The 25781-nt window shown below is 38.4% G+C and carries 29 protein-coding genes; 25 read left to right on the forward strand and 4 right to left on the reverse strand.

Annotation, left to right across the window (positions count from 1 at the left end):
• Window positions 1-21 precede the first annotated feature (21 nt).
• Both IGL48_RS02820 and IGL48_RS02825 read right to left on the reverse strand, forming a co-directional pair.
• Entirely contained in the window at window positions 22-345 is a 324-nt protein-coding gene (locus IGL48_RS02820) for a DUF960 domain-containing protein (RefSeq protein WP_002355697.1), read from the reverse strand.
• Window positions 346-596: 251 nt separating this feature from the next.
• Entirely contained in the window at window positions 597-1205 is a 609-nt protein-coding gene (locus IGL48_RS02825) for a 50S ribosomal protein L25/general stress protein Ctc (protein WP_002358773.1), read from the reverse strand.
• 330 nt (window positions 1206-1535) lie between these two features.
• Here IGL48_RS02825 and IGL48_RS02830 point away from each other — a divergent pair, with 330 nt between their 5' ends.
• Together IGL48_RS02830 and IGL48_RS02835 are read left to right on the forward strand one after the other, a co-directional pair.
• Window positions 1536-2318 (forward strand): pseudouridine synthase, encoded by a 783-nt coding sequence (locus IGL48_RS02830; protein WP_002361308.1) that lies wholly within the window; start codon window positions 1536-1538, stop codon window positions 2316-2318.
• Complete coding sequence (locus tag IGL48_RS02835) at window positions 2315-2995, forward strand: YjjG family noncanonical pyrimidine nucleotidase (RefSeq protein ID WP_010712054.1); 681 nt, start codon at window positions 2315-2317, stop codon at window positions 2993-2995. The genes IGL48_RS02830 and IGL48_RS02835 overlap by 4 nt, the downstream gene beginning before the upstream one ends.
• 35 nt (window positions 2996-3030) lie before the next feature.
• On the opposite strand, the gene IGL48_RS02840 is transcribed toward IGL48_RS02835, so the two are convergent.
• Window positions 3031-3486 (reverse strand): GNAT family N-acetyltransferase, encoded by a 456-nt coding sequence (locus tag IGL48_RS02840; protein WP_010712055.1) that lies wholly within the window; start codon window positions 3484-3486, stop codon window positions 3031-3033.
• A 174-nt stretch (window positions 3487-3660) separates the two neighbouring features.
• Here IGL48_RS02840 and udk point away from each other — a divergent pair, with 174 nt between their 5' ends.
• The 21 genes from udk (at window position 3661) to cshA (ending at window position 23639) form a co-directional block, all read left to right on the forward strand.
• Window positions 3661-4290: a uridine kinase gene (udk, locus tag IGL48_RS02845; RefSeq protein ID WP_002355702.1), complete on the forward strand. Its 630-nt coding sequence runs from the start codon at window positions 3661-3663 to the stop codon at window positions 4288-4290.
• Window positions 4291-4458: 168 nt separating this feature from the next.
• The gene (locus IGL48_RS02850) at window positions 4459-4800 is read left to right on the forward strand and encodes a type II toxin-antitoxin system PemK/MazF family toxin (protein WP_002355703.1); all 342 of its coding nucleotides are present in this window, start codon (window positions 4459-4461) and stop codon (window positions 4798-4800) included.
• Window positions 4801-4902: 102 nt separating this feature from the next.
• Entirely contained in the window at window positions 4903-5868 is a 966-nt protein-coding gene (locus IGL48_RS02855) for a Gfo/Idh/MocA family protein (protein WP_010824441.1), read from the forward strand.
• A 369-nt stretch (window positions 5869-6237) separates the two neighbouring features.
• Window positions 6238-8157: a BglG family transcription antiterminator gene (locus tag IGL48_RS02860; RefSeq protein ID WP_010824442.1), complete on the forward strand. Its 1920-nt coding sequence runs from the start codon at window positions 6238-6240 to the stop codon at window positions 8155-8157.
• Complete coding sequence (locus IGL48_RS02865; RefSeq protein ID WP_161797703.1) at window positions 8123-8446, forward strand: PRD domain-containing protein; 324 nt, start codon at window positions 8123-8125, stop codon at window positions 8444-8446. The genes IGL48_RS02860 and IGL48_RS02865 overlap by 35 nt, the downstream gene beginning before the upstream one ends.
• A gap of 14 nt (window positions 8447-8460) precedes the next feature.
• Window positions 8461-8817 (forward strand): glycine-rich SFCGS family protein, encoded by a 357-nt coding sequence (locus tag IGL48_RS02870; RefSeq protein ID WP_002355707.1) that lies wholly within the window; start codon window positions 8461-8463, stop codon window positions 8815-8817.
• Between the two features lie 30 nt (window positions 8818-8847).
• The gene (locus IGL48_RS02875; protein WP_002355708.1) at window positions 8848-9204 is read left to right on the forward strand and encodes a DUF4312 family protein; all 357 of its coding nucleotides are present in this window, start codon (window positions 8848-8850) and stop codon (window positions 9202-9204) included.
• A gap of 15 nt (window positions 9205-9219) precedes the next feature.
• Window positions 9220-9999 (forward strand): DUF4311 domain-containing protein, encoded by a 780-nt coding sequence (locus IGL48_RS02880; protein WP_002355709.1) that lies wholly within the window; start codon window positions 9220-9222, stop codon window positions 9997-9999.
• 19 nt (window positions 10000-10018) lie between these two features.
• A complete protein-coding gene (locus IGL48_RS02885) occupies window positions 10019-10714 on the forward strand; it encodes a DUF4310 family protein (RefSeq protein ID WP_002361314.1) in 696 nt (231 codons plus the stop codon).
• Between the two features lie 130 nt (window positions 10715-10844).
• Window positions 10845-12158, forward strand: coding sequence for a PTS sugar transporter subunit IIC (locus IGL48_RS02890; protein WP_002358780.1), 1314 nt, complete (start codon window positions 10845-10847; stop codon window positions 12156-12158).
• A 25-nt stretch (window positions 12159-12183) separates the two neighbouring features.
• Window positions 12184-12483: a hypothetical protein gene (locus IGL48_RS02895; protein ID WP_002363233.1), complete on the forward strand. Its 300-nt coding sequence runs from the start codon at window positions 12184-12186 to the stop codon at window positions 12481-12483.
• 8 nt (window positions 12484-12491) lie between these two features.
• Window positions 12492-13580, forward strand: a complete 1089-nt coding sequence (locus tag IGL48_RS02900) for a DUF871 domain-containing protein (RefSeq protein WP_010827206.1) — start codon at window positions 12492-12494, stop codon at window positions 13578-13580.
• Between the two features lie 8 nt (window positions 13581-13588).
• Window positions 13589-14698: an amidohydrolase/deacetylase family metallohydrolase gene (locus IGL48_RS02905; RefSeq protein WP_002373486.1), complete on the forward strand. Its 1110-nt coding sequence runs from the start codon at window positions 13589-13591 to the stop codon at window positions 14696-14698.
• Window positions 14688-15794, forward strand: coding sequence for a DgaE family pyridoxal phosphate-dependent ammonia lyase (locus IGL48_RS02910; RefSeq protein WP_010824445.1), 1107 nt, complete (start codon window positions 14688-14690; stop codon window positions 15792-15794). Before IGL48_RS02905 ends, IGL48_RS02910 begins: the two co-directional genes overlap by 11 nt.
• 3 nt (window positions 15795-15797) lie before the next feature.
• Window positions 15798-16541 carry a 2-dehydro-3-deoxy-phosphogluconate aldolase gene (gene dagF / locus IGL48_RS02915; RefSeq protein WP_010824446.1) on the forward strand — a complete coding sequence of 248 codons (744 nt, stop codon included), beginning with the start codon at window positions 15798-15800 and terminating at the stop codon, window positions 16539-16541.
• Window positions 16542-16550: 9 nt separating this feature from the next.
• Window positions 16551-17561, forward strand: a complete 1011-nt coding sequence (locus tag IGL48_RS02920) for a sugar kinase (protein ID WP_002358787.1) — start codon at window positions 16551-16553, stop codon at window positions 17559-17561.
• Between the two features lie 93 nt (window positions 17562-17654).
• Window positions 17655-18683 carry a hypothetical protein gene (locus IGL48_RS02925; RefSeq protein ID WP_002363239.1) on the forward strand — a complete coding sequence of 343 codons (1029 nt, stop codon included), beginning with the start codon at window positions 17655-17657 and terminating at the stop codon, window positions 18681-18683.
• Window positions 18680-19126 carry a YaiI/YqxD family protein gene (locus tag IGL48_RS02930; protein WP_010775653.1) on the forward strand — a complete coding sequence of 149 codons (447 nt, stop codon included), beginning with the start codon at window positions 18680-18682 and terminating at the stop codon, window positions 19124-19126. The genes IGL48_RS02925 and IGL48_RS02930 overlap by 4 nt, the downstream gene beginning before the upstream one ends.
• A gap of 140 nt (window positions 19127-19266) precedes the next feature.
• Window positions 19267-20337 (forward strand): D-alanine--D-alanine ligase, encoded by a 1071-nt coding sequence (locus tag IGL48_RS02935; protein WP_002355721.1) that lies wholly within the window; start codon window positions 19267-19269, stop codon window positions 20335-20337.
• 78 nt (window positions 20338-20415) lie between these two features.
• A complete protein-coding gene (locus IGL48_RS02940; protein ID WP_002366255.1) occupies window positions 20416-21789 on the forward strand; it encodes a UDP-N-acetylmuramoyl-tripeptide--D-alanyl-D-alanine ligase in 1374 nt (457 codons plus the stop codon).
• Between the two features lie 302 nt (window positions 21790-22091).
• The gene (gene cshA, locus IGL48_RS02945; protein WP_048949310.1) at window positions 22092-23639 is read left to right on the forward strand and encodes a degradosome RNA helicase CshA; all 1548 of its coding nucleotides are present in this window, start codon (window positions 22092-22094) and stop codon (window positions 23637-23639) included.
• A 60-nt stretch (window positions 23640-23699) separates the two neighbouring features.
• Here the strand turns inward: cshA and IGL48_RS02950 are convergent, their stop codons facing one another.
• Window positions 23700-23966: a hypothetical protein gene (locus IGL48_RS02950; RefSeq protein WP_430601657.1), complete on the reverse strand. Its 267-nt coding sequence runs from the start codon at window positions 23964-23966 to the stop codon at window positions 23700-23702.
• Between the two features lie 304 nt (window positions 23967-24270).
• Between IGL48_RS02950 and acpS the strand changes: the two genes are divergently transcribed.
• The gene (gene acpS / locus IGL48_RS02955; protein ID WP_002355727.1) at window positions 24271-24624 is read left to right on the forward strand and encodes a holo-ACP synthase; all 354 of its coding nucleotides are present in this window, start codon (window positions 24271-24273) and stop codon (window positions 24622-24624) included.
• Window positions 24625-24653: 29 nt separating this feature from the next.
• Window positions 24654-25769 (forward strand): alanine racemase, encoded by a 1116-nt coding sequence (gene alr / locus IGL48_RS02960; protein WP_002355728.1) that lies wholly within the window; start codon window positions 24654-24656, stop codon window positions 25767-25769.
• The last annotated feature ends 12 nt before the right edge of the window (window positions 25770-25781 follow it).

The following is a 25781-nucleotide window of genomic DNA, read 5'->3' on the forward strand; positions in this document are numbered from 1 at the left end:
AGGCTACTTTGTAGAAATTATTTAAGATTCTAACATTTCTGCAGGTAATAAAATCGTTTCACGATGGCCATCATCAAAAGCAAAAATTCGCGACGGATATGCCGTAGAATAACTAAATGGTAAGTCGATGGCCATTTCTACTGAACTATTTTCTTGAGAAAAATGGACAGTCACTTTGCCATTATTGTTCAACAAATCAAAGTGAAGTAAGTCGTTTAAAGGGATAACCCCTTTTAGATTTAAGTCAATAATCAACCAAATACTATCAATTAAGCCACTAGGTAAGCTAGAAACAACACCTAATGAAGCATAGCGGCTACGGTCACTATCAAAACGTTCAAACATATGGATGACCTCCTTTTTGTTTACTTACTTTTAGTATACTGCAAATTTTAAAAAAAGAAATTGTTTCGTTTGAAAATATTGCGTAGATTAGCAAAAATTTAATATTCCTCTGTAGCTTCCTAGCTTTGCAGGTGTCATCATTTATGTGAAGAAATCAAGACATGCAGTAAAAAGAAAATGGGACGTACGTTGTTTCAACGCACATCCCATTTCTAAAACGTAAGAGAATCAGCTGAACAAAAGTGTACTCTTTATTCGGCTAATTCTGGTTCAGTCGTTTCAGCAGCTGTTCCTTCTTCTTCTTCAGGAGCAGTTTGTGCTTCAACAATAGCAACTAGTTGTTCTTCTGGATCAGTTAAAATTTCATAGTCTTTGTGTTCAGGTAAATCAGCGATTGTAAGAGCATCACCAATTTCTAAGTTTGTAATATCTACTTCAATTGATTCTGGCAATTTATCTGGTGTGGCTGCCACTAAAACAGTGTACAAGTTTTGAGCTAAGGTACCCCCAGCTTTCACACCTGCAGATTCACCAATTAATTGAACTTCTGCTTCGACTTCTGTTGTTTCTTTCATATTTACAGATAAGAATTCAACATGAAGCATTTGACCAGTAAAGGTATCTAATTGTGCTTTAGACATTAATGTGTTGATGTTTTTGCCATCAACTGTCATTTTAATAACGGTGTTAGCACCATGTTCGCGTAAAATTTTTGATAAGTCTTTTTCTTCAAAATAGATTGGTGTACTTTCAATTTGGTAACCGTAAACAATGGCAGGTACTTTCCCTTCGTGACGTAGCTGATTTCTTAGTGAACGTGGACGGATAGCTCTTTCTTTAACTTCTAATTGTACTGACATAACCTAATTCCTCCTTGAAATAATGAGTGATTTGGTTAAACTCAGAAACAAAACATAATGGAAAAAAGAAACTCTTTTTTCAGTTGTTCTTGTCTAGAAAAATGCTAACAATAATCAAAAAATCCCCACAAATATTGCCAGGCAACACTCATGGGAATGGTTCATTGTTATCGTTGTTCTCTCCCAGGTCATTACGCTGTTTTTGAGAAACCTTTATTTACTTTACTTATTAACCGTAACACTTATATTTTTATACGTCAAGGAATTACCTTTTTCCACTTTTCATCTTTAACGGATTCCACTATACTAATACCAGAATGGAGCGGAACAATGCGATTAGATAAATTACTAGAAGAACTTCAGTTTGGATCACGCAAAACGGTGAAACGATTAATCAAAGGCAAGCAGGTCACTGTGGATGGCATCGTGACTTTAAATGAAAGTCAAAATGTCGATGCGCAATTACAAATGATTAAAGTAAAAGGACAATTAATTTCGCATAAGACACATGTGTACTACATGTTGAATAAGCCAAAAGGTGTGGTTAGCGCTGTCTCAGATGCATCTAAAAAAACAGTCATTGATTTGATTGCGCCGCAAGACAGACGCCCTGGTCTTTATCCAGTGGGAAGACTCGATGGCGATACGGAAGGGTTACTTCTATTAACAGATAATGGACAATTAGGGTATCAATTAATTCGGCCAAATAAAGAAGTAGCGAAATGTTATGAAGTGAAAGTCAATGGTTTGGTCTCTGCAGAAGATTGTGCTAAATTTAAAGATGGGATTGTTTTGCAAGGAGGCATTCAATGTAAGCCGGCAAAAATAACTGTTCTTGCAGCGACTGAAACGGAGAGTCATGTTTTCCTGACTATTCAAGAAGGAAAATTTCACCAAGTGAAAAAAATGTTTTTATCTGTGGGGAAAAAAGTGACTGCTTTAAAACGCCAAACTATGGGGCCGTTGCGGCTAGATCCGCAATTACCTTTAGGTGCTTATCGTTCATTAACAAGAGAAGAGTTACAATTGCTATTGCCTTATTTTTTTATTGAAAAACAACAAACAAGCAAAGCGTTACCGAGTAATTTGAAAAGAGAAGAGGAACGGAAATGAAAACATTGCTTTTTGATGTTGATGATACATTGTTAGATTTTAAATTGGCTGAAAAGAAGGCGCTCCATGCCTTATTTGAAGAAGAAAATGTACCATTTACATCTGAAGTCGAGTCAACATACCACCGAATTAATCAAGGATTATGGCGTTCATTTGAAGAAGGAAAAATAACAAAAGATGTTCTCCTTGATACACGGTTTGGTTTATTGTTTGACGCGTTTAATCGAGAAGTTGATAGCGTTAAAATGGGAGAAAACTACCGAGAATATTTAAGTCAAGGACATGACTTGCTTGGCAATAGTCAACGTATCTTGGAAAAATTAGCACCCCATTATGATTTATATATTGTGACAAACGGAGTGGCAAAAACACAGTATCGTCGGTTGGAAGAGTCGAAATTAATGCCTTATTTTAAAGATATTTTTGTTTCAGAAGAAGTGGGTTATCAAAAACCGATGAAAGAGTATTTTGATTTTGTTTTTGAGCGGATTCCTAATTTTAGTCGAGAAAAAACAATGATTATTGGTGATTCTTTGCATTCAGATATTCAAGGAGGCCAACAAGCGAAAATTCAAACTGTTTGGCTCAATCCGACCTCCGCTCCAGCAACACCAACCATTCAACCCAATTATACGATTCAACAGCTAGATGAGTTGTTATCAATTCTTGGGCATTAAAAAACAACATTTCCTGTACAGGAAATGTTGTTTTTTTAACTTAAATGTAACCGTAAGCGAACCATATCCTTTAAAGGCAAGCCGTTTTCTATAATGGGCTCATCATAATGATGGATAAAAAAATCTGATTCAATATGTGTCATTCGAAAACCGACTTTTTGGTAGAGATATAGCTGTTGAAAGCCTGTGCTCCCAGTCCCAATCTCCAAGTAATCATACTTTTCTTTTTTGGCAAAATCAATGGCAAAATGTAATAATTCTTGCCCGATGCCCCGCCCGCGGCTTTCTTCTGAGACAGCGATGTTTACGATTTCCAATGTCCGTGGGTGAGTCGGCAACAGGACTAAAATTCCTTGAAGTTCTTCAGTCTGATAGTCAAAGCAAATACCGCGGGTAATGTAATCTGCCACCATTTTTTTTGATGGATCTGCCTCATAAAGAAGAGCGTAATGCGCAGTTGTAAGTGCTTCTTTTTTGACTTTTTTAATCATAGGTAGGATTCTCCTTTTATTGATAAGTATACTGTAATTGAAAGAAGTGTGGGCAGATTTTTCATAAGAAGATAAAAATCACATGAAAAGTCTTGGAAAAGGTCTGGCATTCTTCAGAGTTTTCATTATAATAGTAAAAGACAATGAAGTTTTTGAAAAGAAAGAGGTTTATACATGAAAGATAGTCAGCCAATTATCATTGGTGTTACTGGCGGATCAGGAAGCGGAAAAACCAGTGTTAGCCGTGCGATTTTTAATAATTTTCCCGATCATTCAATTATGATGTTAGAACAGGATTCTTATTATAAAGATCAGAGCCATTTGAGTTTTGAAGAACGTTTAAATACCAATTATGATCATCCTTTTGCGTTTGATACAGATTTATTGATTCAACATGTTGAACAACTGTTAAACTATCAAGCCATTGAAAAGCCAGTTTATGACTACGTTGCGCATACAAGAAGTACAGAAACGGTGATACAAGAACCGAAAGAAGTAATTATTCTTGAAGGGATTTTAATTTTAGAAGATCGCCGCTTAAGGGATTTAATGGATATTAAAGTGTATGTGGATACAGATGATGACATCCGTATTATTCGTCGAATCAAGCGTGATATGGAAGAACGTGGCCGTACGTTGGATTCTGTGATTGAACAATATTTGACAGTCGTGAAGCCCATGTATCACCAATTTATTGAACCTACGAAACGTTATGCAGATATCATTGTGCCAGAAGGTGGCGAAAACCACGTAGCTATTGATTTAATTAATACAAAAGTGGATAGTATTTTAACAAAAATGTAATAGTCAGCTTAAATAGCCGTCTCTATATCAGAGTCGACTGTTTAAGCTTTTTTTGACTTTTAAAGGGTGGTTTTATCAAATATTTTAAGGGATAGCTAAAAAGTTGAAAATATTGCAAGAAACAATATGCTATAATTTTTTAAAGGAAAAGGAGGGAAGGGAATCTGAATGATAAAAAGAGGTGAGGTTTTTTATGCGAATCTCTCACCAGTTGTTGGTTCCGAACAAGGTGGGATTCGACCTGTCCTGATTATTCAAAATAACAAAGGTAACTTATTTAGTCCAACGTTGATTGTTGCACCGATTACCCGTAACGTAAGCAAGCGGCTGCAACCAACGCAAGTCCTCATCGAAATTCCCCATAACGAGTGCAGGACGCCATCACTTATTTTGTTAGAACAAATTCGAACATTGGATAAAGAACGAATGCTACACAAGGTTTGTCAACTTTCTCGTGAAGAGATGGAACAGGTCAATCAAGCTTTAAAAGTTAGCGTTGGTATCCGTTAATTTACATATAAAGAAATCGTTTTGGGGAAACGGTTTCTTTTTTTTGTTGAAATGGTTTCCAAATATTCGTTTTTCTCGTATAGTGAAAGAGGAGGCGATCACATGGATAAAATTCGTTATGGAATTATGAGTACTGCCCAAATTGTCCCAAGATTTGTAGCAGGGCTTCGAGAAAGCGCGCAAGCTGAAGTGCGCGGGATTACATCAAGGCGTTTAGAGAATGCTCAAAAAATGGCTAAAGAATTAGCGATTCCGGTGGCTTATGGCAGTTATGAAGAGTTATGTAAGGATGAAACAATTGATATTATTTATATTCCCACCTACAATCAAGGACATTACTCAGCAGCTAAGCTTGCGTTATCACAAGGAAAACCCGTCCTACTGGAAAAACCATTTACATTAAATACTGCTGAAGCAGAAGAACTCTTCGCAATCGCACAGGAGCAAGGGGTTTTTCTAATGGAAGCTCAGAAGTCTGTCTTTTTACCAATTACCCAAAAAGTAAAGGCGACAATTCAAGAAGGGAGATTGGGAGAGATTTTATGGGTTCAGTCAGTTACTGCCTATCCCAATGTGGACCATATTCCCTGGTTTTACTCGAGAGAAGCGGGTGGTGGAGCGCTTCATGGCTCAGGAAGTTATCCATTACAATACTTACAATACGTATTAGGGAAAGAGATTCAAGCGGTTACGGGAACCGCAACATATCAGCAAGGGGCGACGGATAGTCAATGTAATTTAGCTTTGAAATTTGCTGAAGGGACGCTGGGCAATATTTTTATTAATGTTGGTTTAAAGATACCTAGTGAAATGACCATCTGTGGGACAAAAGGGCAAATCGTTATTCCTAATTTCTGGAAAACAGACTGTGCTTATTATACAGATGCTCAAGGCAACACTGTCAAATGGTCTGAACAATTCACTAGTGAATTTACCTATGAAATCAATCATGTGAATCAATGTTTACAAGATAAAAAGTTAACTAGCCCCGTAATGACGAAGGAATTAACGATAGCAACCGTTAAAATTGTTGAAAGTTTTTATCAAGAATGGTTTGATAACGAATAATTACCATCACTTGCTATCCAAACTATTCTGTGTTAAAGTGTGTTTTATGCGACGAGTTGACTCAATCAGATAGCTTCGGCTATTCCGTTTTGACGGCTAGTGATTGTCAAACACAACGACACCAGATAGTACGGCTATCAGTTACCGGATTTGTAACGTGTCGGACAGAATACTTTTGTGGAGAAGGTTTCTGTCTATTTATGCAAATAAATAGTGTGGTATCCCTTAACAGTTACTACTGTTAAGGGATTTTTTTGTATGAGAAGAGAAGTGTTGCACTTTTATAAGTGCAACTTTTTTGTGTTGTGGAACAGATAAAATAACGCTATAGTTTTAAGTGTAAAGGGAAAAGAAAAGAGGTGACAAGGTATGACCGTGTTGTTGTCCAAAAGAGCGATAAATATTTTATTGATGCTTTTGGATTTGGAAGGGAGTATTACCACGCAAGAATTAGCTGAGAACTTTACTGTCAGCGTTCGAACAATTAAGTATGATTTAGAAGATATTCGTGCTTGGTTTGAACAGCACGATGAGACACTTTATTCAAAACGAAATAAGGGAATCTGGCTAGATTTACCTGACTCTAAACGCTTACTGTTAAAAAATGAAATTATCGATGTCGATCGATTTGAAACCTATCCTGATCAAAAAAGACGAGTCAATGTATTGATTTTTCAGTTATTGTCAGTCAAAGGGTACTTAACGGCACAGCAGCTAGCAGATGAATTATTAGTGAGTCGAAACACAATTGTCAGTGATTTGGAACAGGTCGAACGGTTGCTGAAAGCATATGATTTAACCTTAATTCGCCAAGCACGGCAAGGGTTTACAATTAGTGGTGAAGAAAGCAATGTACGATTACTGATGGAATTTATCACTCAAAAAGAACTTACAGAATACGATATTTACCAAATTATGAACTATGTGACAAAGACAAAAGGGGCTGAAAAGATCCCTAAAATTAAATTTGGGTCAGGGACATTGTTTCAAGGTTGTTATCGTAGTGCATTGAAAAAAATGCGAAATTTAATTAATCCACTCGATCAAAATCAATTTGATTATGCCGAAATATTATCTATTACGTTGAGAGTGGCAATTGCCGCAGCACGTATGCAGATGGCACATACAATTGGGACTTACCGAGTATTATCGCAAAAAACACGCTTTGAACAACGGAACGAAGTACCACTTTTACTTTTACAAGAGGTGTTTGAACGGTATGACTTGCCTTTATTAGCGGATGAATATTTTTATATTTATAGTGATTTATTCGGAACCCATCAACGGCAAGATATGGTTCAATTAACAAAGCAAGTGATTGAAAGCGTTTCAAAAGAGCTGGATTATCCTTTTGTAAATGATCGCCAATTATTTACGAACTTGTTTGCACACCTGTCCTTACGTTTTACAAAGAAACATTTATTTATTAATGAATACAATCCGTTTTCTGAAGAAATCAAAGGAAAACACCCAGCGTTATTTTTAGCTATTCAAAGTGCCTGTAAACAATTAATTCAACGTTCTGTTTTGTTAGTCAACGATTCTTTCTGCGCATATATTGCGTTGCATTTTTTGGCAGCTCAGGAACGACAACAGCAGGAAGCTAAAGTTGTTAGGATTGTGTATGTTTGCTCGACGGGCTTAGGTGTGACCAGTTTAATTGAACAAAAAATTTTAGAGGAAGTACCAAACGTTGAACTCGCAGGATTTGCTTCTGTTTTAAATGCAACTGAAGTGATTCAAGCAGAAAAGCCCGATTTGGTATTGAGTATTTTCCCAATTGAAGAAATGACATACCCATTTATTAAAGTTAGTCCATTGTTGACGGACACAGACTTAAGTTTGATTCGGGAAGAGGTCGATAAAATTTTATTAGGGAAACGTCAAGGGAAAGGTACCGCTCGCTCCACGAAATCTGATGTAATTGAAAAAAATGAACGGATACAAAGCCAAGATTTGTTAGTAAAAGCGTATATTATTTATGAAGAGTTAAAACGAATGTTTCAAACAAAGTTACTGAGCGAATATCAAGAAGCCTTTTTACTGCACGTTTTATTAATGACACATCGGATTACGTTTAATAAACAATACGAAGAGATTCCTTGTAATAGAGAAGTATCTCATGAAAGGCAAGAAGAAATTCGGCAAATTGAATGTTTATTTGCTAAAAATGAGTTACCTGTCAATCATGCTGAAATTTCAGCATTACTTAATTATTTAGAACAACCAAAGGAGGAAGAGGATGGAACTAGCAATGGAAGCACAGGAGATCATTCAACAAAGTGCTGAACCAGAAAAGCTACAATCGATTATCAAACAAACCAGTGCGCGATTAGCAGAAGCACAAATTGAACCAACGGAATTACAGTGGACGATTTTGATTAACCATCTCAATGAGATGCTGAATCGTTCAAGAGAAGGAACGACATTATCTGGTGTTGATCGGACGTTATTTACGGAACTAACACCAGAAACGTTGAAAATTGCACAAGAAACAACAGAAGCAATTGGTCAGTTATCAGAAGATGAATGGTATGTTTTAGCTGTTCATTTTGAAGTTGCTAAACAAAACAATTAATAGGAGGAAAAGTTATGATTACAGTAGTTATCGCAGATCGTTTAGGAAAAGGACAAAATGTTGCAAAAGGAGTGGAGCAAGCCGGTGGTCGCGCGGTTGTTGTTCCAGGAATGGGCGCTGATATGCGTTTAGGAGATGTGATGCAACAAGAAAAGGCTGATTTAGGCATTTCTTTCTGTGGCAGTGGTGGTGCAGGAGCGTTAACGGCTGCTACCAAATACGGGTATCCCGAAAGACATGGCATGCGATCAATCGAAGAAGGGGTAACAGCAATTAACGATGGGAAAACTGTTCTTGGATTTGGTTTTATGGATCAGGAAGAACTTGGTAAACGAGTAACTGAAGCATTTATTAAGAAACACGGAGCATAGAAAGTAGTAACTTAGAAAGGAGCGGTAATTATGGATGCCACAAAACGGTCAACACAAACCGTGATTGTTTCTGGAAAAGGTAATAAGAAGAATGAAGCTTTTGCAAGTGCATTGAATGATGTTTCAAAAAAAGTATTAAAAGAAACAACAGAGGTTCTCATCCGGATTGAACCGAAAGAAGTAACTATTCGTCAGGCAAAAGAACAAGTTTATACAGAAAAATTTCTGTTCTTCTTCTTTCCTAGAAAGAGAGTGATTTATCATGTCGAACTAGCTGTAGAAGTGGAAATCCAAGCCATTGCAGTCGAAGAAGTTGATTTTTTAACGGAAACAATTAAAGAACCGAACGCAGTAGTAGTTCCGTTTCTTTCAAAAAGAGGCGTATAAAGGGAGGAAGAAGGAATGGAATTTGTAATCATTTTGCTGAAGTCATTGCTTATTGGTGGTTTACTAGGTTTTGCAGCTGGCGCAGGCGCTGCTCGGATGTTTCATGCACCACAAACGCAAGGGTTAGGGGCATTTAGAACATTAGGAGAAATGAACGCGGCACAAGGAGATCCAGCATCACACTTTTCTTTTGGTTTAGGTTTTTTCTTTAATGCTTGGGCTTCGGCCGTCGGAGCAGGGGCTTTTACACAAGATGTGACCCACCGGATTGTGCCTAACTGGGCTGCAGCAATTTTATTGGTAAAGGATAAAGATGTCACTAAAACGATGCATAATCCCAAAAAAATGGGGATTGTCGGGGCCTTTGTAGGAATGGCGACTGTGGCTTTCTTAAATAGTACAGCTGCAGCAATTCCAGAATCGCTACAAGTAACAGCAGTTGCGGTGTTGGTACCTGCAGCAACGATTTTAATCAATACTGTGATGCCCGTTTTATTCTGGCTAGCGGCTTTAGATGCAGGAAAACGGACGGGTTTCTGGGGAACGTTATTTGGCGGATTATCTCAATTAGTCATGGGCAATGCTGTCCCAGGAGTTGTATTAGGGATCTTAATCGGTAAAGGTGTCGATGATTTAGGGTGGACCCGAATGACACGCGGCATGCTTGGTGCCATTATCTTATTATTTATTTTAAGTGGCTTCTTCCGAGGGTTCGACTTAGAAATGATCGAAAGTTTCCGCTTGTCTATTCCTCAATGGTTAAATAATTTACACAATGTCTTCACCGTTAAATAGAAAAAAGGAGGTCTCATAGATGGAACAGCAAGAAAAAAATGAATGGGCACAACAAGAACAAGAAATTCAAGAAGGTTTAAAAGGCAAAAGTTTTTGGTATGCTGATTGGGGCTTTCCCATTTTAGTCGGGATTATGTCAGCGGCAATTTTTGCAGGAACACATATGTATGTAGTTTATGGTGTGGGCGCCTTTAATGAAGTTTCAATTGTTGCGATGCTAAAAGCTGGTTTAGATGGTGGTTCTTATGGCGCTGCCGCAGCATTTGGTGCAAGTTTCCTGTTTGCACGAATTTTAGAAGGTTCTTTAGTCGGGATTTTAGATTTAGGTGGCTCAATTTTAACGGGGATTGGGATTGGCGTACCTGCAATTTTCCTCAGCATGGGTATTAAAGCACCTGTAGAAAACTTTGGCTTAGCACTTTTAACAGGTGCGCTACTAGGATTAGCAGTTGGTGGCGTAATTGTGTTGATTCGGAAATTTACTATCAATCAAGGAAATTCCACTTTTGGTGCGGATGTGATGATGGGTGCTGGTAATGCCTCAGGACGTTTCTTAGGCCCGTTAATTATTTTGAGTGCGGCGGGTGCTTCGATTCCTATTGGGATTGGTGCCACATTAGGAGCTTTAGGTTTTTACATTTGGAAAAAACCAATCGCTGGGGGCGCAATTTTAGGCGCAATGATTTTTGGTGCAATATTTCCGGTTTCTTTATAATAAGAAAAAGCCTTTTGATTTGCACTTTCTCTGTCACAAATAAGAATAAGCGTTTACATTATAATGTTACTATGTTATTATAAATGCGAAATAATTATTATTTTTATTAGTTGAACGGAGGAATTAACAAATGAATGGTTTTGTACAGTGGATGGAAGTTAAGTTAATGCCGATTGCGAATAAATTTGGTTCGCAACGCCATATGACAGCGATTAGAAAAGGATTAATTGCAACGATGCCTTTAACAATTGTGGGCTCATTCTTTACAATTTTTCAAAATATTCCAATTGAGGCATACACAAAATTGATTGAACCTTATCAAGCAATTTTAGATATTCCTTCCCGCTATACGATGGGGTTACTTGCACTTTATGCAACATTTGGGATTGCTTCATCATTGGCCAAAAGTTATAAGCTTGACTCTTTGACGTGCGGAATTTTAGCATTAATGGCCTTTTTAGTAACAGCGGCACCACCAACACGTGTCTTTGAAGATGTTGACAACGTCATTACAGCAGGGCGCTATATTAATTTAGCAAATTTAGGTTCAGCTTCTTTATTTGGTGCGATTGTAACAGCGCTGTTATCTGTTGAAATTTATCGCTTCTTTATTGAAAAAGATATTATGATTAAGATGCCAGATGGCGTACCGCCTGAAGTGTCAAATTCATTTATTGCGTTAATTCCAGGAGCAGTTATTCTTTTATTATTCTGGGTTATTCGCCACGTAATTGGTTTTGATTTGAATGGTTTCTTGAGTACGTTATTAATGCCACTTAAAGGTATCCTTGCTGGTAACAGTTTATTTGGCGGCTTACTAACAGTCTTCTTAATCTGTTTCTTCTGGGTTTTAGGGATTCATGGTCCAGCGATTATGGGCCCAGTTATTCGTCCTTTCTGGGATATGTCGATTGCAGAAAACCTTGAAGCTTTTACCAATGGCGCAAACGTTCATCAGTTACCTAATATTTTTACAGAACAGTTTTTACAATGGTTTATCTGGATTGGTGGCGCTGGAACTACGCTTTCTTTAGTTGTTTTAATGATGTTTTCTAAATCAACGTATCTGAAAAGTCTTGGCCGTTTATCGTTCTTACCAGGCTTGTTTAATATTAATGAACCAGTTATTTTTGGAACGCCTATCGTAATGAATCCTATTTTAGGTATTCCGTTTATCGTGGCACCGTTAATTACCACAACGTTATCTTATTTCTTAACAGTCGCTAATATAATTCCGATGATGGCTGCACGCTTAGCGTTTGCAATTCCAGCACCAATTGCTGCTTGGATGAGTACCAATTGGAGTTTCTCGGCCGCAGTATTAGTGATTGTTAACTTCTTAATTACAATGGCTATCTACTATCCATTTTTCAAAGTTTATGAAAAACAACAATTGGATAAAGAAGCAGAAGAATTAGCAGCTGAACAAGCAGCAAAAAATTAAAAAATGTTAGGGCGGGTGTTCTGATATGAATATCCTGCCCCTTCTAAGTCAGAGAAGAAAGTCAGGAGCGTATAAGATGATTATTTGGTTCATTTTCTTTTTTATCGTTAGTCAAATTATTATAGAAAAAGGGCAGTTGCCTACTGTTGTTTATCAATTTGGTTTGGTAAAGACGTTGGTTTTTACGGCAGTTTGTATTACTCTTTCCATGATAATTGGCGGATTTCTAAATCAACCAGTATTGCTCGTTGGCTCTACAACAATCTTGTGTAGCTCGGTGATTGCTTGGAAATTTCGAAATAAATTTGAAAATAGCGGAGTGTGAGAACGAAGATGAAAAGAGCATTAGGTGTATCAGTTTATCCAGATCATAGTGATATCAATCAAGATAAAGCGTATTTAAAAAAAGCCAGCGAATGTGGGTTTACTCGAATTTTTATGAGTATGTTAGAAGTGACCGATGGCAAAGAAGCGGTTCAGAAAAAATTTAAAGAATTAATTAGTTATGCGAAAAATTTAGGATTTGAAACAATTTTAGATGTCGTTCCAAGTATCTTTGATGAATTGGAAATTTCATATGATGATTTGACTTTTTTCAGCGAATTAGGAGCTGATGGGATTCGGTTGGATACAGGGTTTGATGGAAATAAAGAAGCCATGTTGACGTTTAATCCATTCGGCGTGGCTATTGAGTTGAATATGAGTAATGATGTTGCTTATCTTGATAACATTTTGACGTATGAAGCGAATCGACCTTTCTTATATGGTTGTCATAACTTTTATCCACAAGCGGGAACTGCATTGCCGTATGATTTCTTTGAAAAATGTAGCATCCGCTTTAAAAAGGAAGGGATTCGGACAGCTGCTTTTATTTCATCACAGGTAGGTGAAATTGGTCCTTGGGATGTGAATGATGGGCTACCTACTTTAGAAATGCATAGACAGTTGCCAGTCACTGTTCAAGCTAAACATTTATTTGCAACAAATTTAATTGATGATGTTGTTATTGGAAATGCTTATGCTTCCGATGAAGAATTGGAAGCGCTGGGTCAGTTGAATCGTTATCAAACAGAATTGACCATTGTTTTTGAAGAAGCGACTTCTGAAATTGAAAAAGAAATCGTAACAAAAAATCAACATTTTCGCCGTGGAGATATCACTCAGCAGATGATTCGTTCCACAGAAGTGCGTAAAAAATATAAGAATGAAGCTAATCCCCCACATGATAATCAAGCAATGCTACAACCTGGAGATGTTGTTGTGGGAAATGATGCATTTGGAAAATACAAAAATGAATTACAAGTCGTTTTAGAACCACATCAAGACTCACGCAAAAACCGAGTAGGGCGTATTATAGAAGAAGAACTTGTATTATTAGAATTCATTAAGCCTTGGACAAAATTTAGATTTATAGAAAAGTAGGGAAGAATATGGACTACGATTTACTTATAAAAAATGGACAGACAGTAGATGGTATGCCTGTTGAAATTGCAATTAAAGAGAAAAAAATAGCTGCTGTTGCAGCAACTATTTCAGGTTCTGCAAAAGAAACTATCCACTTAGAACCAGGTACTTATGTATCCGCAGGCTGGATAGATGATCACGTTCATTGTTTTGAAAAAATGGCTCTTTATTATGATTATCCAGATGAAATTGGGGTCAAAAAGGGTGTTACGACAGTGATTGATGCTGGGACAACAGGTGCTGAAAACATTCATGAATTTTATGACTTAGCGCAGCAAGCAAAAACAAATGTTTTTGGATTAGTCAATATTTCTAAATGGGGCATCGTTGCTCAGGATGAACTCGCAGATTTAAGTAAAGTACAAGCGAGTTTAGTCAAAAAAGCGATTCAAGAATTACCAGATTTTGTTGTAGGGATTAAAGCCCGTATGAGTAGGACCGTTATTGGCGATAACGGCATTACGCCTTTAGAATTGGCCAAACAGATTCAGCAAGAGAACCAAGAAATTCCCTTAATGGTTCACATTGGATCAGCACCACCTCATCTAGATGAAATTTTAGCCTTGATGGAAAAAGGGGATGTCCTAACCCATTGTTTTAATGGGAAAGAAAATGGCATCTTAGACCAAGCAACGGATAAAATAAAAGATTTCGCTTGGCAAGCGTACAACAAAGGGGTCGTATTTGATATCGGGCATGGTACGGATAGTTTCAATTTTCACGTAGCTGAAACAGCGTTGCGCGAGGGAATGAAAGCTGCATCAATTAGCACAGATATCTACATCCGTAACCGAGAAAATGGTCCTGTTTATGATTTAGCCACAACGATGGAAAAACTCCGTGTGGTCGGCTATGATTGGCCAGAAATTATTGAAAAGGTAACCAAGGCTCCTGCTGAGAATTTCCATTTAGCTCAAAAAGGCACGTTGGAAATAGGTAAAGATGCTGATTTAACGATTTTCACGATTCAAGCAGAAGAAAAAACATTGACTGATTCTAATGGATTGACACGAGTAGCCAAAGAGCAAATTCGCCCAATCAAAACAATTATTGGAGGACAAATCTATGACAATTAGTTACGAAAAATTTCACTTAAAAGAAGTCATCAATGCTTCTGGGAAAATGACCATTCTAGGTGTCTCCAAAGTTTCGGAGGCAGTCCTCGCGGCGCAACGATTCGGCGGCGAACATTTCTTTGAAATGAGTGAACTTAGTCTGCAAACAGGGGCCTTTTTAGCCAACTTATTGAAGGTAGAAGATGCCCAAATCGTTTCCTCGGCTTCGGCGGGGATTGCCCAATCGGTGGCTGCCTTGATTGGAAAAGGCAGCTTGTACCACGCGTATCATCCCTATACAGAAAAAATTGAACAGCGGGAGATTGTTTTACCTAAAGGGCACAACGTGGACTACGGCACGCCTGTAGAAGTCATGGTAGCGCAAGGCGGCGGCCAAGTGGTGGAAGCTGGCTACGCCAACATGTGCAGTCCAGAACACGTGGAAATGATGATTTCCGAAAAAACAGCGGCCATTCTATACATCAAAAGCCATCATACCGTGCAAAAAAGTATGCTGACGGTGGCCGAAGCGGCCAAAGTGGCGCAACGCCACAAGGTGCCGCTAATTGTTGACGCGGCAGCAGAAGAAGATCTTTTCAAATACACCGAAGCAGGCGCTGATTTGGTGATTTACAGCGGCGCCAAAGCCATTGAAGGGCCAAGTGCCGGTTTAGTGGTCGGGAAAAAAGAATACATTGACTGGGTGCGCCTACAAGGAAAAGGCATTGGTCGAGCAATGAAAATTGGCAAAGACAATATCCTGGGCTTTACCCAAGCAGTGGAAGAATACTTGGCGCATGGCAGTGAATCAGGGTCTTCGATGCAAGAGCGCTTAAAACCGTTTGTTGAAGCCATCAACAACTTGTCAGATTTAACCGCCAAAATCGTCCAAGATGGCGCCGGACGAGACATTTATCGCGCCAGTGTCAAAGTGGACGGCAGAAAAACCGCTAAGGAAGTCATCCAAGCATTAAAAGCAGAAAGTCCGGCCATTTATACGCGTGAATATCAAGCCAACAATGGCATTATTGAGTTTGACATTCGTTCTGTCAATCAAGAAGAAATGAACAAAATCGTGCAACGATTACAAGAAATTATGGACACAAAGGAGAAATAAGTCATGTCATTAAAACCTAATTATTTAGAAGAACGCATTTGTTTAAACGTCTTAGCCAATTCAGTAGAAAATGCCCAAGCCTGTTATGAAGCAGCAGAAGGGCATGTTGTGTTAGGCGTTCTTTCAAAAAACTATGAAACCGATGAAGCAGCCATTGACGATATGAAAAAATACCAAGCAGCAACCAACAACGCTTTATCTATCGGCTTAGGAGCTGGTGATCCAAATCAAAGTCAAATGGTGGCTCGCTTATCAGAAGTTTTACAACCGCAACACGTGAACCAAGTCTTCACAGGTGTCGGCGCTTCGCGGGCCTTACTTCGTCAAGACGAAACAGTAATTAATGGCTTGGTTTCACCCACAGGCAAAGTTGGCTATGTCAACATTGCGACAGGTCCGTTAAGCTCGGGTGCGCCAGCGGCGGAAGTACCTATCGAAACCGCCATCAAATTGTTGAAAGACATGGGAGGCAGTTCCATTAAATATTTCCCGATGAAAGGCTTGGCTCACAAAGAAGAATACCAAGCAGTAGCAGCAGCTTGTGCCAAGTATGACTTTTATTTAGAGCCAACAGGGGGCATTGATTTAGAAAACTTTGAAGAAATTGTTCAAATTGCGGTGGATGCCGGCGTTAAAAAAATCATTCCTCATGTTTACAGCTCAATTATCGATCAAGAAACAGGGGACACTAGAACAGAAGACGTGAAAACGTTACTAACCATGATGAAAAACACATTGAATAAGTAGGTGGCAAAGATGAAAATTGCTGCGTTTGGTGAAGTCATGCTTCGTTTCACTCCGCCAGAGTATCTAATGTTAGAACAAACAGAGCAGTTAAGAATGAACTTTGTAGGGACTGGCGTAAATCTCTTAGCAAATTTGGCTCATTTTCAACTAGAAACAGCATTGATTACGAAATTACCTGCCAATCGTCTTGGTGAAGCTGGCAAAGCAGCGTTAAGGAAGTTAGGAATTTCAGATCAATGGGTAGGAGAAAAGGGCGACCATATTGGTAGTTTTTTTGCAGAAATGGGTTATGGAATCCGCCCCACACAAGTAACTTATCAAAATCGCCATCAGAGTGCTTTTGGCATCAGCGAGGCGAAGGACTACGATTTTGAGGCCTTTTTAGCGGAAGTAGATATGGTGCATATTTGTGGTATTTCGTTAAGTTTAACTGAAAAAACTCGTGATGCTGCTTTGATACTTGCGCAAAAGGCGCATGCCTGTCAAAAGAAAGTTTGTTTTGACTTTAATTATCGACCTAGTTTGAATACAGCAAATAGCGCACTCTTTATGCGTCAACAGTACGAACGCATTTTACCTTATTGTGATATTGTTTTTGGCAGTCGACGTGATTTGGTCGAGCTATTAGGTTTCATTCCGCGAGAAGATTTAGAAGGTGAGGCACAAGAAACTGAACTGATTCAGCGTTTCATGTCTCAATACAATTTGGAATGGTTTGCTGGGACAACGAGAAGTCATTCCCAAAATCAAAACTACTTAAGTGGGTATTTATATACCCAAAATGAGTACCAACAGAGTGAAAAAAGACCGCTTCTTAATCTTGATCGAATTGGCGCTGGTGATGCTTATGCGGCGGGAATTTTATATGGCTATAGCCAAAATTGGTCGTTAGAAAAGGCAGTTACCTTTGCCACAGTCAATGGGGTCCTTGCACATACGATTCAAGGAGATATTCCTTTGACAACGGTCAAACAAGTGAATCACGTTCTTGAACATCCGAATCTTGATTTAATTCGTTAAAGAAGAAAACCAGAAGAAAAGTCGTGTGTGGCTTTTCTTCTGGTCTTTTTTTCATTATAATTAAAAGAAACAGATTGCAAAGGAGGCAGCAGGATGAGTGTTGCACATCTTTTAACAGTTTTAGAAAATGATGAATTTATTGAACGGATTCAAAAACGACCAGAAGCGTTCATTGGAACGACTGGCTTAGTCGGCTTAGAAAATTTACTTGTTCAGACAATTAACGGTTTATTAGAGTTTTTCATTGAAAAGAATCAAGGGAAAATTGCTATACAGTTATCGCGTCAACAAATCTCTTTTCAGGTATCTTCCACACGACCGCTTGTTTTTGAACAAAAGCAAGTCGATTTAGAACCACCTTTTCTGTATTTATCTGTTTTACAAGCCTTCTCAAAACAAGTAGGAATCAGTATCGATCAAGAAAAACAGCGGACTATTTTTATTTATCATCAAGGGCAATTGAAAAAACGATTATTATTACCTATTGAAGAAACCCAGGAACGAATTGAAGTCTTGTTTTGGCCAGATACGCAAATTTTTGGTACAGAATCACTTTCTTATATGCGTGTTTTACAACAATGTCAACAGATTGCCATGTTGAATCCAGGCTTAAAGATTCTCTTAACACAAGAAGAGGAACAAAAAAATCTTTGTTATTACCCTAAAGGTTTAAGTAATTATTTATTTGAAAAAGATAACCCATTAACTAGAAAAGCCGCACCGATTATTCAAGCCAAGCAAACAGAATTGGCCCTTGTTCAATTTATTTTGAGTAAAAATCATGCGCCGCAAGTGCAAAAAACATTTGTTAATGGGCATTATCCCAGTCTTGGCGGAACCCACTATGAGGGCTTTCTTGATGGCGTAGTGGCCGCCTTCAATCAATTTTTAGAGGAGCAACATTATTCATTATCTGTGACAGCAGATAGTTTTTTAGCAGAATTTGATTTTGTTTTAGCCATTACGATACCAAAGCCCCGCTACACGGATGCAACGAAAACCATTTTAAGAAATACAGAGTTATATGAAGTGGTTAAAGAAGTCGTTTTTGACGAATTACAACACTACTTTCAACGTCATCCCAAATGGTTAGAGCAAGGAAGAATCGAGGGAAATGAATGAAAATTTTTGTCGATGGCGATGGTTCACCTGTGAAAGAGACGGTTATTGAAGTCGCTGTAGAGAAAGCTTTGGATGTGGTGATTGTTACTAGTGTAGATCATTATTCCTTAAAAGATTATCCAGAAAATGTCTCTTTTGTGTATGTTGATAAAGGAGCGGATGCTGCTGATTTTAAAATTGTGCAGTTAATAAAAAAAGGGGATCTTTTAATTACACAAGATTATGGCTTAGCTTCCTTGGTTTTGCCAAAAGGAGTGTCAGTTTTACATCAACTAGGTTATCAATATACGAAAGAAAATATTGATGGCTTGTTAGAACAACGCTATTTTAGTGGCCAAATTCGGCGAAAAGGTGGCCGAACGAAAGGACCTAAACCTTTTACAGACAAAGATAGAACAACGTTTAAACAAGCCCTTATTGAGCTGGTGGAACGGAGTCTTTAGTAAGGAAAAGGCAAGCAAAGAATTTTTCCTTCACTAAATTTGCTTCTATTATGAAACTGGGTTTTATGCTAAAATAAGTAAGGATAATTTGAAAAATAATTTTTTCTAAAAGACAGGAAAGAAACTAGGAGGACAAGCATTTGAAGATTATTTTGTTGTATGGCGGCAGAAGTGAAGAGCACGATGTGTCTGTTTTGTCTGCATATTCCGTTTTAAATGCAATCTATTATAAATATTATCAAGTACAGTTAGTCTTTATTAGTAAAGACGGTCAATGGGTAAAAGGCCCTCTCTTATCTGAACGACCACAAAATAAAGAAGTTTTACATTTAACTTGGGCACAAACGCCTGAAGAAACAGGCGAATTTTCAGGAAAACGAATCAGTCCTTCGGAAATTTATGAAGAAGAAGCGATTGTTTTCCCTGTTTTACATGGGCCAAATGGTGAAGATGGAACAATTCAAGGATTCATGGAAACCATTAATATGCCTTATGTAGGCGCAGGTGTCTTAGCTAGTGCTAACGCAATGGACAAAATCATGACGAAATATCTTTTACAAACTGTTGGCATTCCACAAGTACCATTCGTGCCAGTTTTAAGAAGTGATTGGAAAGGAAATCCAAAAGAAGTCTTTGAGAAATGTGAAGGTTCTTTAATTTATCCGGTCTTTGTTAAACCTGCCAATATGGGTTCTAGTGTCGGAATTAGCAAAGCGGAAAATCGTGAAGAATTGCAAGAAGCATTGGAAGAAGCTTTCCGTTATGATGCCCGAGCAATTGTTGAACAAGGGATTGAAGCACGTGAAATTGAAGTAGCCATTTTAGGAAATGAAGATGTCCGTACGACTTTACCTGGTGAAGTGGTGAAAGATGTCGCTTTCTATGATTATGATGCAAAATACATCAATAACACGATTGAAATGCAAATCCCAGCGCATGTTCCAGAAGAAGTAGCTCATCAAGCGCAAGAATACGCTAAAAAAGCGTATATTATGTTAGATGGAAGTGGCTTAAGTCGCTGTGATTTCTTCTTAACAAGCAAAAACGAATTATTCCTGAATGAATTGAACACCATGCCTGGTTTTACTGACTTTAGTATGTATCCTTTACTGTGGGAAAATATGGGCTTGAAATACAGTGATTTAATTGAGGAACTGATTCAGTTAGCTTTGAATCGTTTTAAACAACGCCAAGAATTTTATAATAACTAAGAAGAAAAAATCACACAAGACTGGGACATGCCAAGACTTTGGCATGTCCCAGTCCCTGTGTCAGAGGAGCAAAAAATAATGAAATTAACCTTCTGGGAAGTAGCGCAAGCGGTTGAAGCCAGTAATGATTGGCAACAATGGCCTGATTTTCCTTTAACAGGCATTGAATTTGATAGTCGTAAAATTGTGAAAGGAAACCTCTTTGTTCCTTTACAAGGTGAAAATGATGGTCATCGTTTTATTGAGAGTGCCATGGCTAATGGCTGTCAGGCCGCTTTTTGGGGACAGGATTTAGTCGATGCGCCGCAACAATTGCCTGTTTTGCATGTTACTGATCCACTGGTTGCTATGCAAAAATTAGCTACCTATTATTTAAATAAAATGCAACCGAATGTCATCGCTGTGACTGGCAGTAATGGAAAAACCACCACTAAAGATTTAATTGCTGCTGTGTTATCTGAAAAGTTTGTGACTTACAAAACGCAAGGCAATTACAATAATCAAATTGGCTTACCCTATACTATTTTACACATGCCTGATGAAACAGAAAAACTGATTTTAGAAATGGGCATGGATCATGCTCAGGAAATTTCTTTCCTTTCCAATCTGGCTCAGCCAGAAGTTGCCGCCATCACAATGATTGGCGAAGCCCATGTGGAAAATTTAGGCTCACGAGCAGGCATTGCACAAGCAAAAATGGAAATCGTAGATGGTTTAGCCAAAGACGGTAGTTTATTTGTGCCAAGCGATGAACCTTTGCTAGAACCATTGGTGGAAAAAGTCACGCAACAAGTGATTACTTTTGGTTTTAGCCAGGAAAGTCAACTTCAAGGAATCGTCACAAATGAAGCCAAAGAGCAAACCTCATTCAAAATCAGTGATACACAAATGACGTTTACGATTCCAGTGCCAGGAACCTATAATGTCACCAATGCATTAATCGCAATTGGTATTGGTCGGTATTTCCAATTAACGGATAGTGAGATTCAAAAAGGGTTGGCTACAGCGGAACTAACAAAGAATCGGACAGAATGGCTGAAAGCAGCGAATGGTGCCGAAATTTTAAGTGACGTGTACAATGCCAATCCGACAGCTATGGGTCTTGTTCTGGACAGTTTTAGCAAAATGTCCAAAGTAGGAAAACGAATTGCTGTTTTAGGAGACATGCTGGAATTAGGTCCTGATTCTGCTAGCATGCATCAAGCAATGGCGCAGCATTTAGCCCCAGATGCGATTGAAGAAGTCTTTTTATATGGTTCTGAAATGGCTTATTTAGCTGATAAATTGCAAGAAACCTATGCACCAGCTAACATTCATTCTTTTAAAAAAGAAGAAAAAAATGAGTTGATTGAAGCTGTCAAAAAAGTCTTACAGCCAGAAGACATGGTGGTTTTAAAGGGAAGTAACGGGATGGGACTTCGTGAAGTCATCGATGCACTTTTGGAAAAGTAAATAAGTTTCATAAAACTTGCTGAAAATAGGATTCTATGATAGAATGACCTATTGCCGGAAGATGACGAGAAAAATTGAATCGTAGTAAATAAAATAGATCTATTTCTATGTTTAATAATAAATGTGAAGCTGAACGACCACGTTTGGCTTTTCTAATGCCATAAGGTGAATTTTTCGGTGAAATCAGGAAAGAAGAAATAGTTGGCACACTATAATGGATTTCTTTTTAACAACTGAAAGTGAAGACACCTGAAACTAGGAAGAAATCGTTCTTTCCGAAACAAAATCTAGGAGGATATCATTTGAAATTTAAAGAACTTGGTTTAGCGCCAGAATTATTATCAGCGGTAGAACGCGCAGGCTTCGAGGAAGCAACCCCTATTCAATCAGAAACAATTCCGTTAGCGTTAGCAGGAAAAGACGTAATCGGACAAGCACAAACAGGAACAGGGAAAACCGCTGCTTTTGGCTTACCAATGCTTAACAAAATTGACGCAGACAACCGCGTTATTCAAGGATTAGTCATTGCACCAACCCGTGAGTTGGCTATCCAAACACAAGAAGAGTTATTCCGTTTAGGCCGCGATAAAAAGATTCGCGTCCAAGCCGTTTACGGTGGGGCTGATATCGGTCGCCAAATCCGTGGACTAAAAGATCGTCCACATATCGTTGTAGGTACACCAGGACGTTTACTAGACCATATTAACCGTCGTACCTTGAAATTAGAAACTGTTGAAACATTAGTTTTAGACGAAGCAGATGAAATGTTAAACATGGGCTTCTTGGAAGACATTGAAAAAATCATCTCACAAGTGCCAGAACAACGTCAAACACTTCTATTTTCAGCAACTATGCCGCCAGCAATCAAGAATATTGGCGTGAAATTCATGAAACAACCAGAACATGTGAAGATTAAAGCCAAAGAAATGACGGCTGATTTAATTGATCAATATTATGTACGTTCAAAAGACTTTGAAAAATTTGACATTATGACACGTTTACTAGACGTGCAAACCCCAGAATTGACCATTGTCTTTGGTCGGACAAAACGCCGTGTTGATGAACTTGCCCGCGGGTTAGAAGCGCGTGGTTACAAAGCAGAAGGCATCCATGGCGACCTATCACAACAAAAACGGATGAGCGTTTTACGTTCATTCAAAAATGGTAACTTAGATATCTTAGTGGCAACAGATGTAGCAGCACGTGGGTTAGATATTTCAGGTGTCACCCATGTCTATAACTACGATATTCCACAAGATCCAGAAAGTTATGTTCACCGTATTGGTCGGACAGGTCGTGCTGGTAAAGGTGGTATGTCTGTGACGTTTGTAACACCAAACGAAATGGGTTACTTACATGTCATCGAAAACCTAACGAAAAAACGGATGACACCATTACGTCCACCAACCGAAAAAGAAGCATTTAAAGGACAATTAAGTGCAGCTGTTGAAACCATCGAAAGTGATCTAGAAGAAAATGGTTTAGACAAATATCTAGAATCTGCTGAAGCATTATTAGAAAAATATTCAGCGACAGACTTAGCTGCGTTATTATTAAAAACAGTAGCGAAAGATCCAGCAGATGCGGTTCCTGTAAAAATTACCCCAGAACGACCATTGCCTTCAAATAAAAAAGGCTTTAACAAAAATGGCCGTGGTGGTGGCGGTGGGAACAACCGTAATCGCAACCGTGGTGGCAATGGTAAAGGTGGCAGCTATCGTGGCAACAAAAACTATAAAGATGGCGACCGTAATTACAAAAATAGCGACCGCAAAAATAAAGATCAACGTGGCGGCAAACGTCATAACGATAAAAAACGTGGTTTCGTCATTCGCGAAAACGCCAAATAATCAAAAGAGCGAGTGTTCCGTCTATGAACGGAACACTCGCTCTTTTTTTGTAGATAATCGTTAAATAGAAAAACTCAAAAAAAGTAAAAAAGGCATCAAAATGATATAAAAAAAGAAAAACGCCAAAATTATCCAAGTTTTCAACGGGGAAGTTAGATTGAAGAGTTTCATTTTTTGTTGTAGCAAATGAATGGTTACGATCCAAACGAGTTGCAAGAGAAAAAATAGGCTGGGATTTTTAAAGAAGATTGGAAATATGTAGAGCAACAAAGCAAAAATAAACAGGGCGCAACGAAGTAACTTTTTTTGCCGAGAAGTTAAAGTCATACGTTTTTCTCCTTTTTCTTTTTATTCTCCCATAAGTAGCCAAAATTTGCTATAAAATATCAGAACATCCACTTAGTTTCCTGCTTTTTTTCCGATACTTCTTAGTTGTTTTCTTACTTTTATAAAAATTCAGAAAAATTTTATAAAAATGTAAATAGGAAGAAAACGTATGGTACTTCAATTTGTGTGAGGATCTTGTAAAACATTCTTTATTTTTTTAGCGAATCAGTGGAAAAATTTTGAAATTTTGTTAAAATGAAAGGTAATTCGGAGTAACTATATTAAATAGGAAGTAAGGCGGAAAATGATAAAGGGAATTGGTATTGACGCAGTAGAATTAAGTCGGATAAAACCGATTGTTGAAAAACAAGGATCATTTATTCAACGGGTTTTAACACCTAACGAATTGACCCTTTTTGAAAAGTTATCTACAAAACGTCAAATAGAATTTTTAGCTGGTCGTTTTGCTTGTAAAGAAGCGTTTTCTAAAGCATGGGGCACAGGGATTGGTAAAGTTGGTTTACAAGATATTGAGGTGCTGACTGAAAAAACAGGTGCACCATACGTAGCAAACTCGCCCCATAATGGTAAAGTGTTTGTCTCGATTACGCACACAGATACTATGGCGATTGCACAAATTGTTTTAGAAAGCGAATAATAGAAGCAACGAAGAAAGAAGGATGTACAATGGTCGTTGGATGGCATCGTCCTACACGGTTACATATCGATACGCAAGCAATTACTGAAAATGTCCAAAAGGAATGTCAACGTTTGCCAGAAGGAACCGCTTTATTTGCGGTTGTAAAAGCGAACGGCTATGGGCATGGCGCCGTAGAATCCGCCAAAGCGGCGAAAAAAGGTGGCGCGACAGGTTTTTGTGTCGCCTTATTGGATGAAGCAATTGAATTGAGAGAAGCAGGTGTTCAGGACCCCATTTTAATTTTGAGTGTGGTAGACTTAGCTTATGTGCCTTTATTGATTCAATATGATTTGTCTGTAACGGTAGCTACACAAGAATGGTTAGAAGCTGCTCTTCAACAACTAACGCCTGAGAGTAACACGCCATTACGTGTTCACTTAAAAGTCGATACTGGCATGGGACGGATTGGCTTTTTAACCCCGGAAGAGACCAAGCAAGCAGTGCGGTTTGTTCAATCCCACAAAGAATTTTTATGGGAAGGGATTTTTACTCATTTTTCAACAGCTGATGAAATCGATACAAGCTATTTTGAAAAACAAGCAGGGCGTTTTAAGGCTGTTCTAGCAGTTTTAGAAGAGTTACCTCGGTATGTCCATGTTAGCAATAGTGCGACAGCGTTATGGCATCCTGATGTACCAGGAAACATGATTCGCTATGGGGTAGCCATGTATGGATTGAACCCTTCGGGTAATAAGCTTGCCCCAAGCTATGCGTTAAAGCCGGCCTTACGGTTGACCAGTGAACTTATCCATGTAAAACGCTTAGCGGCTGGCGAAGGGATTGGCTATGGCGAAACCTACGTGACTGAAGCTGAAGAATGGATTGGGACAGTACCAATCGGCTATGCAGATGGCTGGTTGCGTCATCTCCAAGGATTTACAGTGCTCGTGAATGGTAAGCGTTGCGAAATCGTCGGACGAGTGTGTATGGATCAATGTATGATTCGTTTAGCAGAAGAAGTTCCTGTCGGCTCAGTCGTTACATTAGTTGGAAAAGATGGCAATGAAGAAAATACGTTACAAATGGTAGCCGAAAAATTAGAAACCATTCATTATGAAGTTGCATGTACTTTCTCACAAAGAATCCCCAGAGAATATAACTAGATAGGAGGTTCC

Source organism: Enterococcus sp. DIV1090, from assembly GCF_050537975.1.
Taxonomy (GTDB): domain Bacteria; phylum Bacillota; class Bacilli; order Lactobacillales; family Enterococcaceae; genus Enterococcus; species Enterococcus faecalis.

What these genes read in the sequence shown, in the direction of transcription:
- IGL48_RS02890 (WP_002358780.1), top strand. Translation starts at nt 10,845, where the DNA reads ATGAATGGTTTTGTACAGTGGATGGAAGTTAAGTTAATGCCGATTGCG.
- IGL48_RS02880 (WP_002355709.1), top strand. Translation starts at nt 9,220, where the DNA reads ATGGAATTTGTAATCATTTTGCTGAAGTCATTGCTTATTGGTGGTTTA.
- IGL48_RS02950 (WP_430601657.1), bottom strand. Translation starts at nt 23,966, where the DNA reads ATGACTTTAACTTCTCGGCAAAAAAAGTTACTTCGTTGCGCCCTGTTT.
- IGL48_RS02835 (WP_010712054.1), top strand. Translation starts at nt 2,315, where the DNA reads ATGAAAACATTGCTTTTTGATGTTGATGATACATTGTTAGATTTTAAA.
- IGL48_RS02860 (WP_010824442.1), top strand. Translation starts at nt 6,238, where the DNA reads ATGACCGTGTTGTTGTCCAAAAGAGCGATAAATATTTTATTGATGCTT.
- udk (WP_002355702.1), top strand. Translation starts at nt 3,661, where the DNA reads ATGAAAGATAGTCAGCCAATTATCATTGGTGTTACTGGCGGATCAGGA.
- IGL48_RS02895 (WP_002363233.1), top strand. Translation starts at nt 12,184, where the DNA reads ATGAATATCCTGCCCCTTCTAAGTCAGAGAAGAAAGTCAGGAGCGTAT.
- IGL48_RS02925 (WP_002363239.1), top strand. Translation starts at nt 17,655, where the DNA reads ATGAGTGTTGCACATCTTTTAACAGTTTTAGAAAATGATGAATTTATT.
- IGL48_RS02830 (WP_002361308.1), top strand. Translation starts at nt 1,536, where the DNA reads ATGCGATTAGATAAATTACTAGAAGAACTTCAGTTTGGATCACGCAAA.
- IGL48_RS02840 (WP_010712055.1), bottom strand. Translation starts at nt 3,486, where the DNA reads ATGATTAAAAAAGTCAAAAAAGAAGCACTTACAACTGCGCATTACGCT.
- IGL48_RS02865 (WP_161797703.1), top strand. Translation starts at nt 8,123, where the DNA reads ATGGAAGCACAGGAGATCATTCAACAAAGTGCTGAACCAGAAAAGCTA.
- IGL48_RS02825 (WP_002358773.1), bottom strand. Translation starts at nt 1,205, where the DNA reads ATGTCAGTACAATTAGAAGTTAAAGAAAGAGCTATCCGTCCACGTTCA.
- IGL48_RS02850 (WP_002355703.1), top strand. Translation starts at nt 4,459, where the DNA reads ATGATAAAAAGAGGTGAGGTTTTTTATGCGAATCTCTCACCAGTTGTT.
- IGL48_RS02885 (WP_002361314.1), top strand. Translation starts at nt 10,019, where the DNA reads ATGGAACAGCAAGAAAAAAATGAATGGGCACAACAAGAACAAGAAATT.
- IGL48_RS02940 (WP_002366255.1), top strand. Translation starts at nt 20,416, where the DNA reads ATGAAATTAACCTTCTGGGAAGTAGCGCAAGCGGTTGAAGCCAGTAAT.
- IGL48_RS02900 (WP_010827206.1), top strand. Translation starts at nt 12,492, where the DNA reads ATGAAAAGAGCATTAGGTGTATCAGTTTATCCAGATCATAGTGATATC.
- IGL48_RS02910 (WP_010824445.1), top strand. Translation starts at nt 14,688, where the DNA reads ATGACAATTAGTTACGAAAAATTTCACTTAAAAGAAGTCATCAATGCT.
- IGL48_RS02875 (WP_002355708.1), top strand. Translation starts at nt 8,848, where the DNA reads ATGGATGCCACAAAACGGTCAACACAAACCGTGATTGTTTCTGGAAAA.
- alr (WP_002355728.1), top strand. Translation starts at nt 24,654, where the DNA reads ATGGTCGTTGGATGGCATCGTCCTACACGGTTACATATCGATACGCAA.
- IGL48_RS02905 (WP_002373486.1), top strand. Translation starts at nt 13,589, where the DNA reads ATGGACTACGATTTACTTATAAAAAATGGACAGACAGTAGATGGTATG.
- IGL48_RS02870 (WP_002355707.1), top strand. Translation starts at nt 8,461, where the DNA reads ATGATTACAGTAGTTATCGCAGATCGTTTAGGAAAAGGACAAAATGTT.
- IGL48_RS02930 (WP_010775653.1), top strand. Translation starts at nt 18,680, where the DNA reads ATGAAAATTTTTGTCGATGGCGATGGTTCACCTGTGAAAGAGACGGTT.
- IGL48_RS02855 (WP_010824441.1), top strand. Translation starts at nt 4,903, where the DNA reads ATGGATAAAATTCGTTATGGAATTATGAGTACTGCCCAAATTGTCCCA.
- dagF (WP_010824446.1), top strand. Translation starts at nt 15,798, where the DNA reads ATGTCATTAAAACCTAATTATTTAGAAGAACGCATTTGTTTAAACGTC.
- IGL48_RS02820 (WP_002355697.1), bottom strand. Translation starts at nt 345, where the DNA reads ATGTTTGAACGTTTTGATAGTGACCGTAGCCGCTATGCTTCATTAGGT.
- IGL48_RS02920 (WP_002358787.1), top strand. Translation starts at nt 16,551, where the DNA reads ATGAAAATTGCTGCGTTTGGTGAAGTCATGCTTCGTTTCACTCCGCCA.
- acpS (WP_002355727.1), top strand. Translation starts at nt 24,271, where the DNA reads ATGATAAAGGGAATTGGTATTGACGCAGTAGAATTAAGTCGGATAAAA.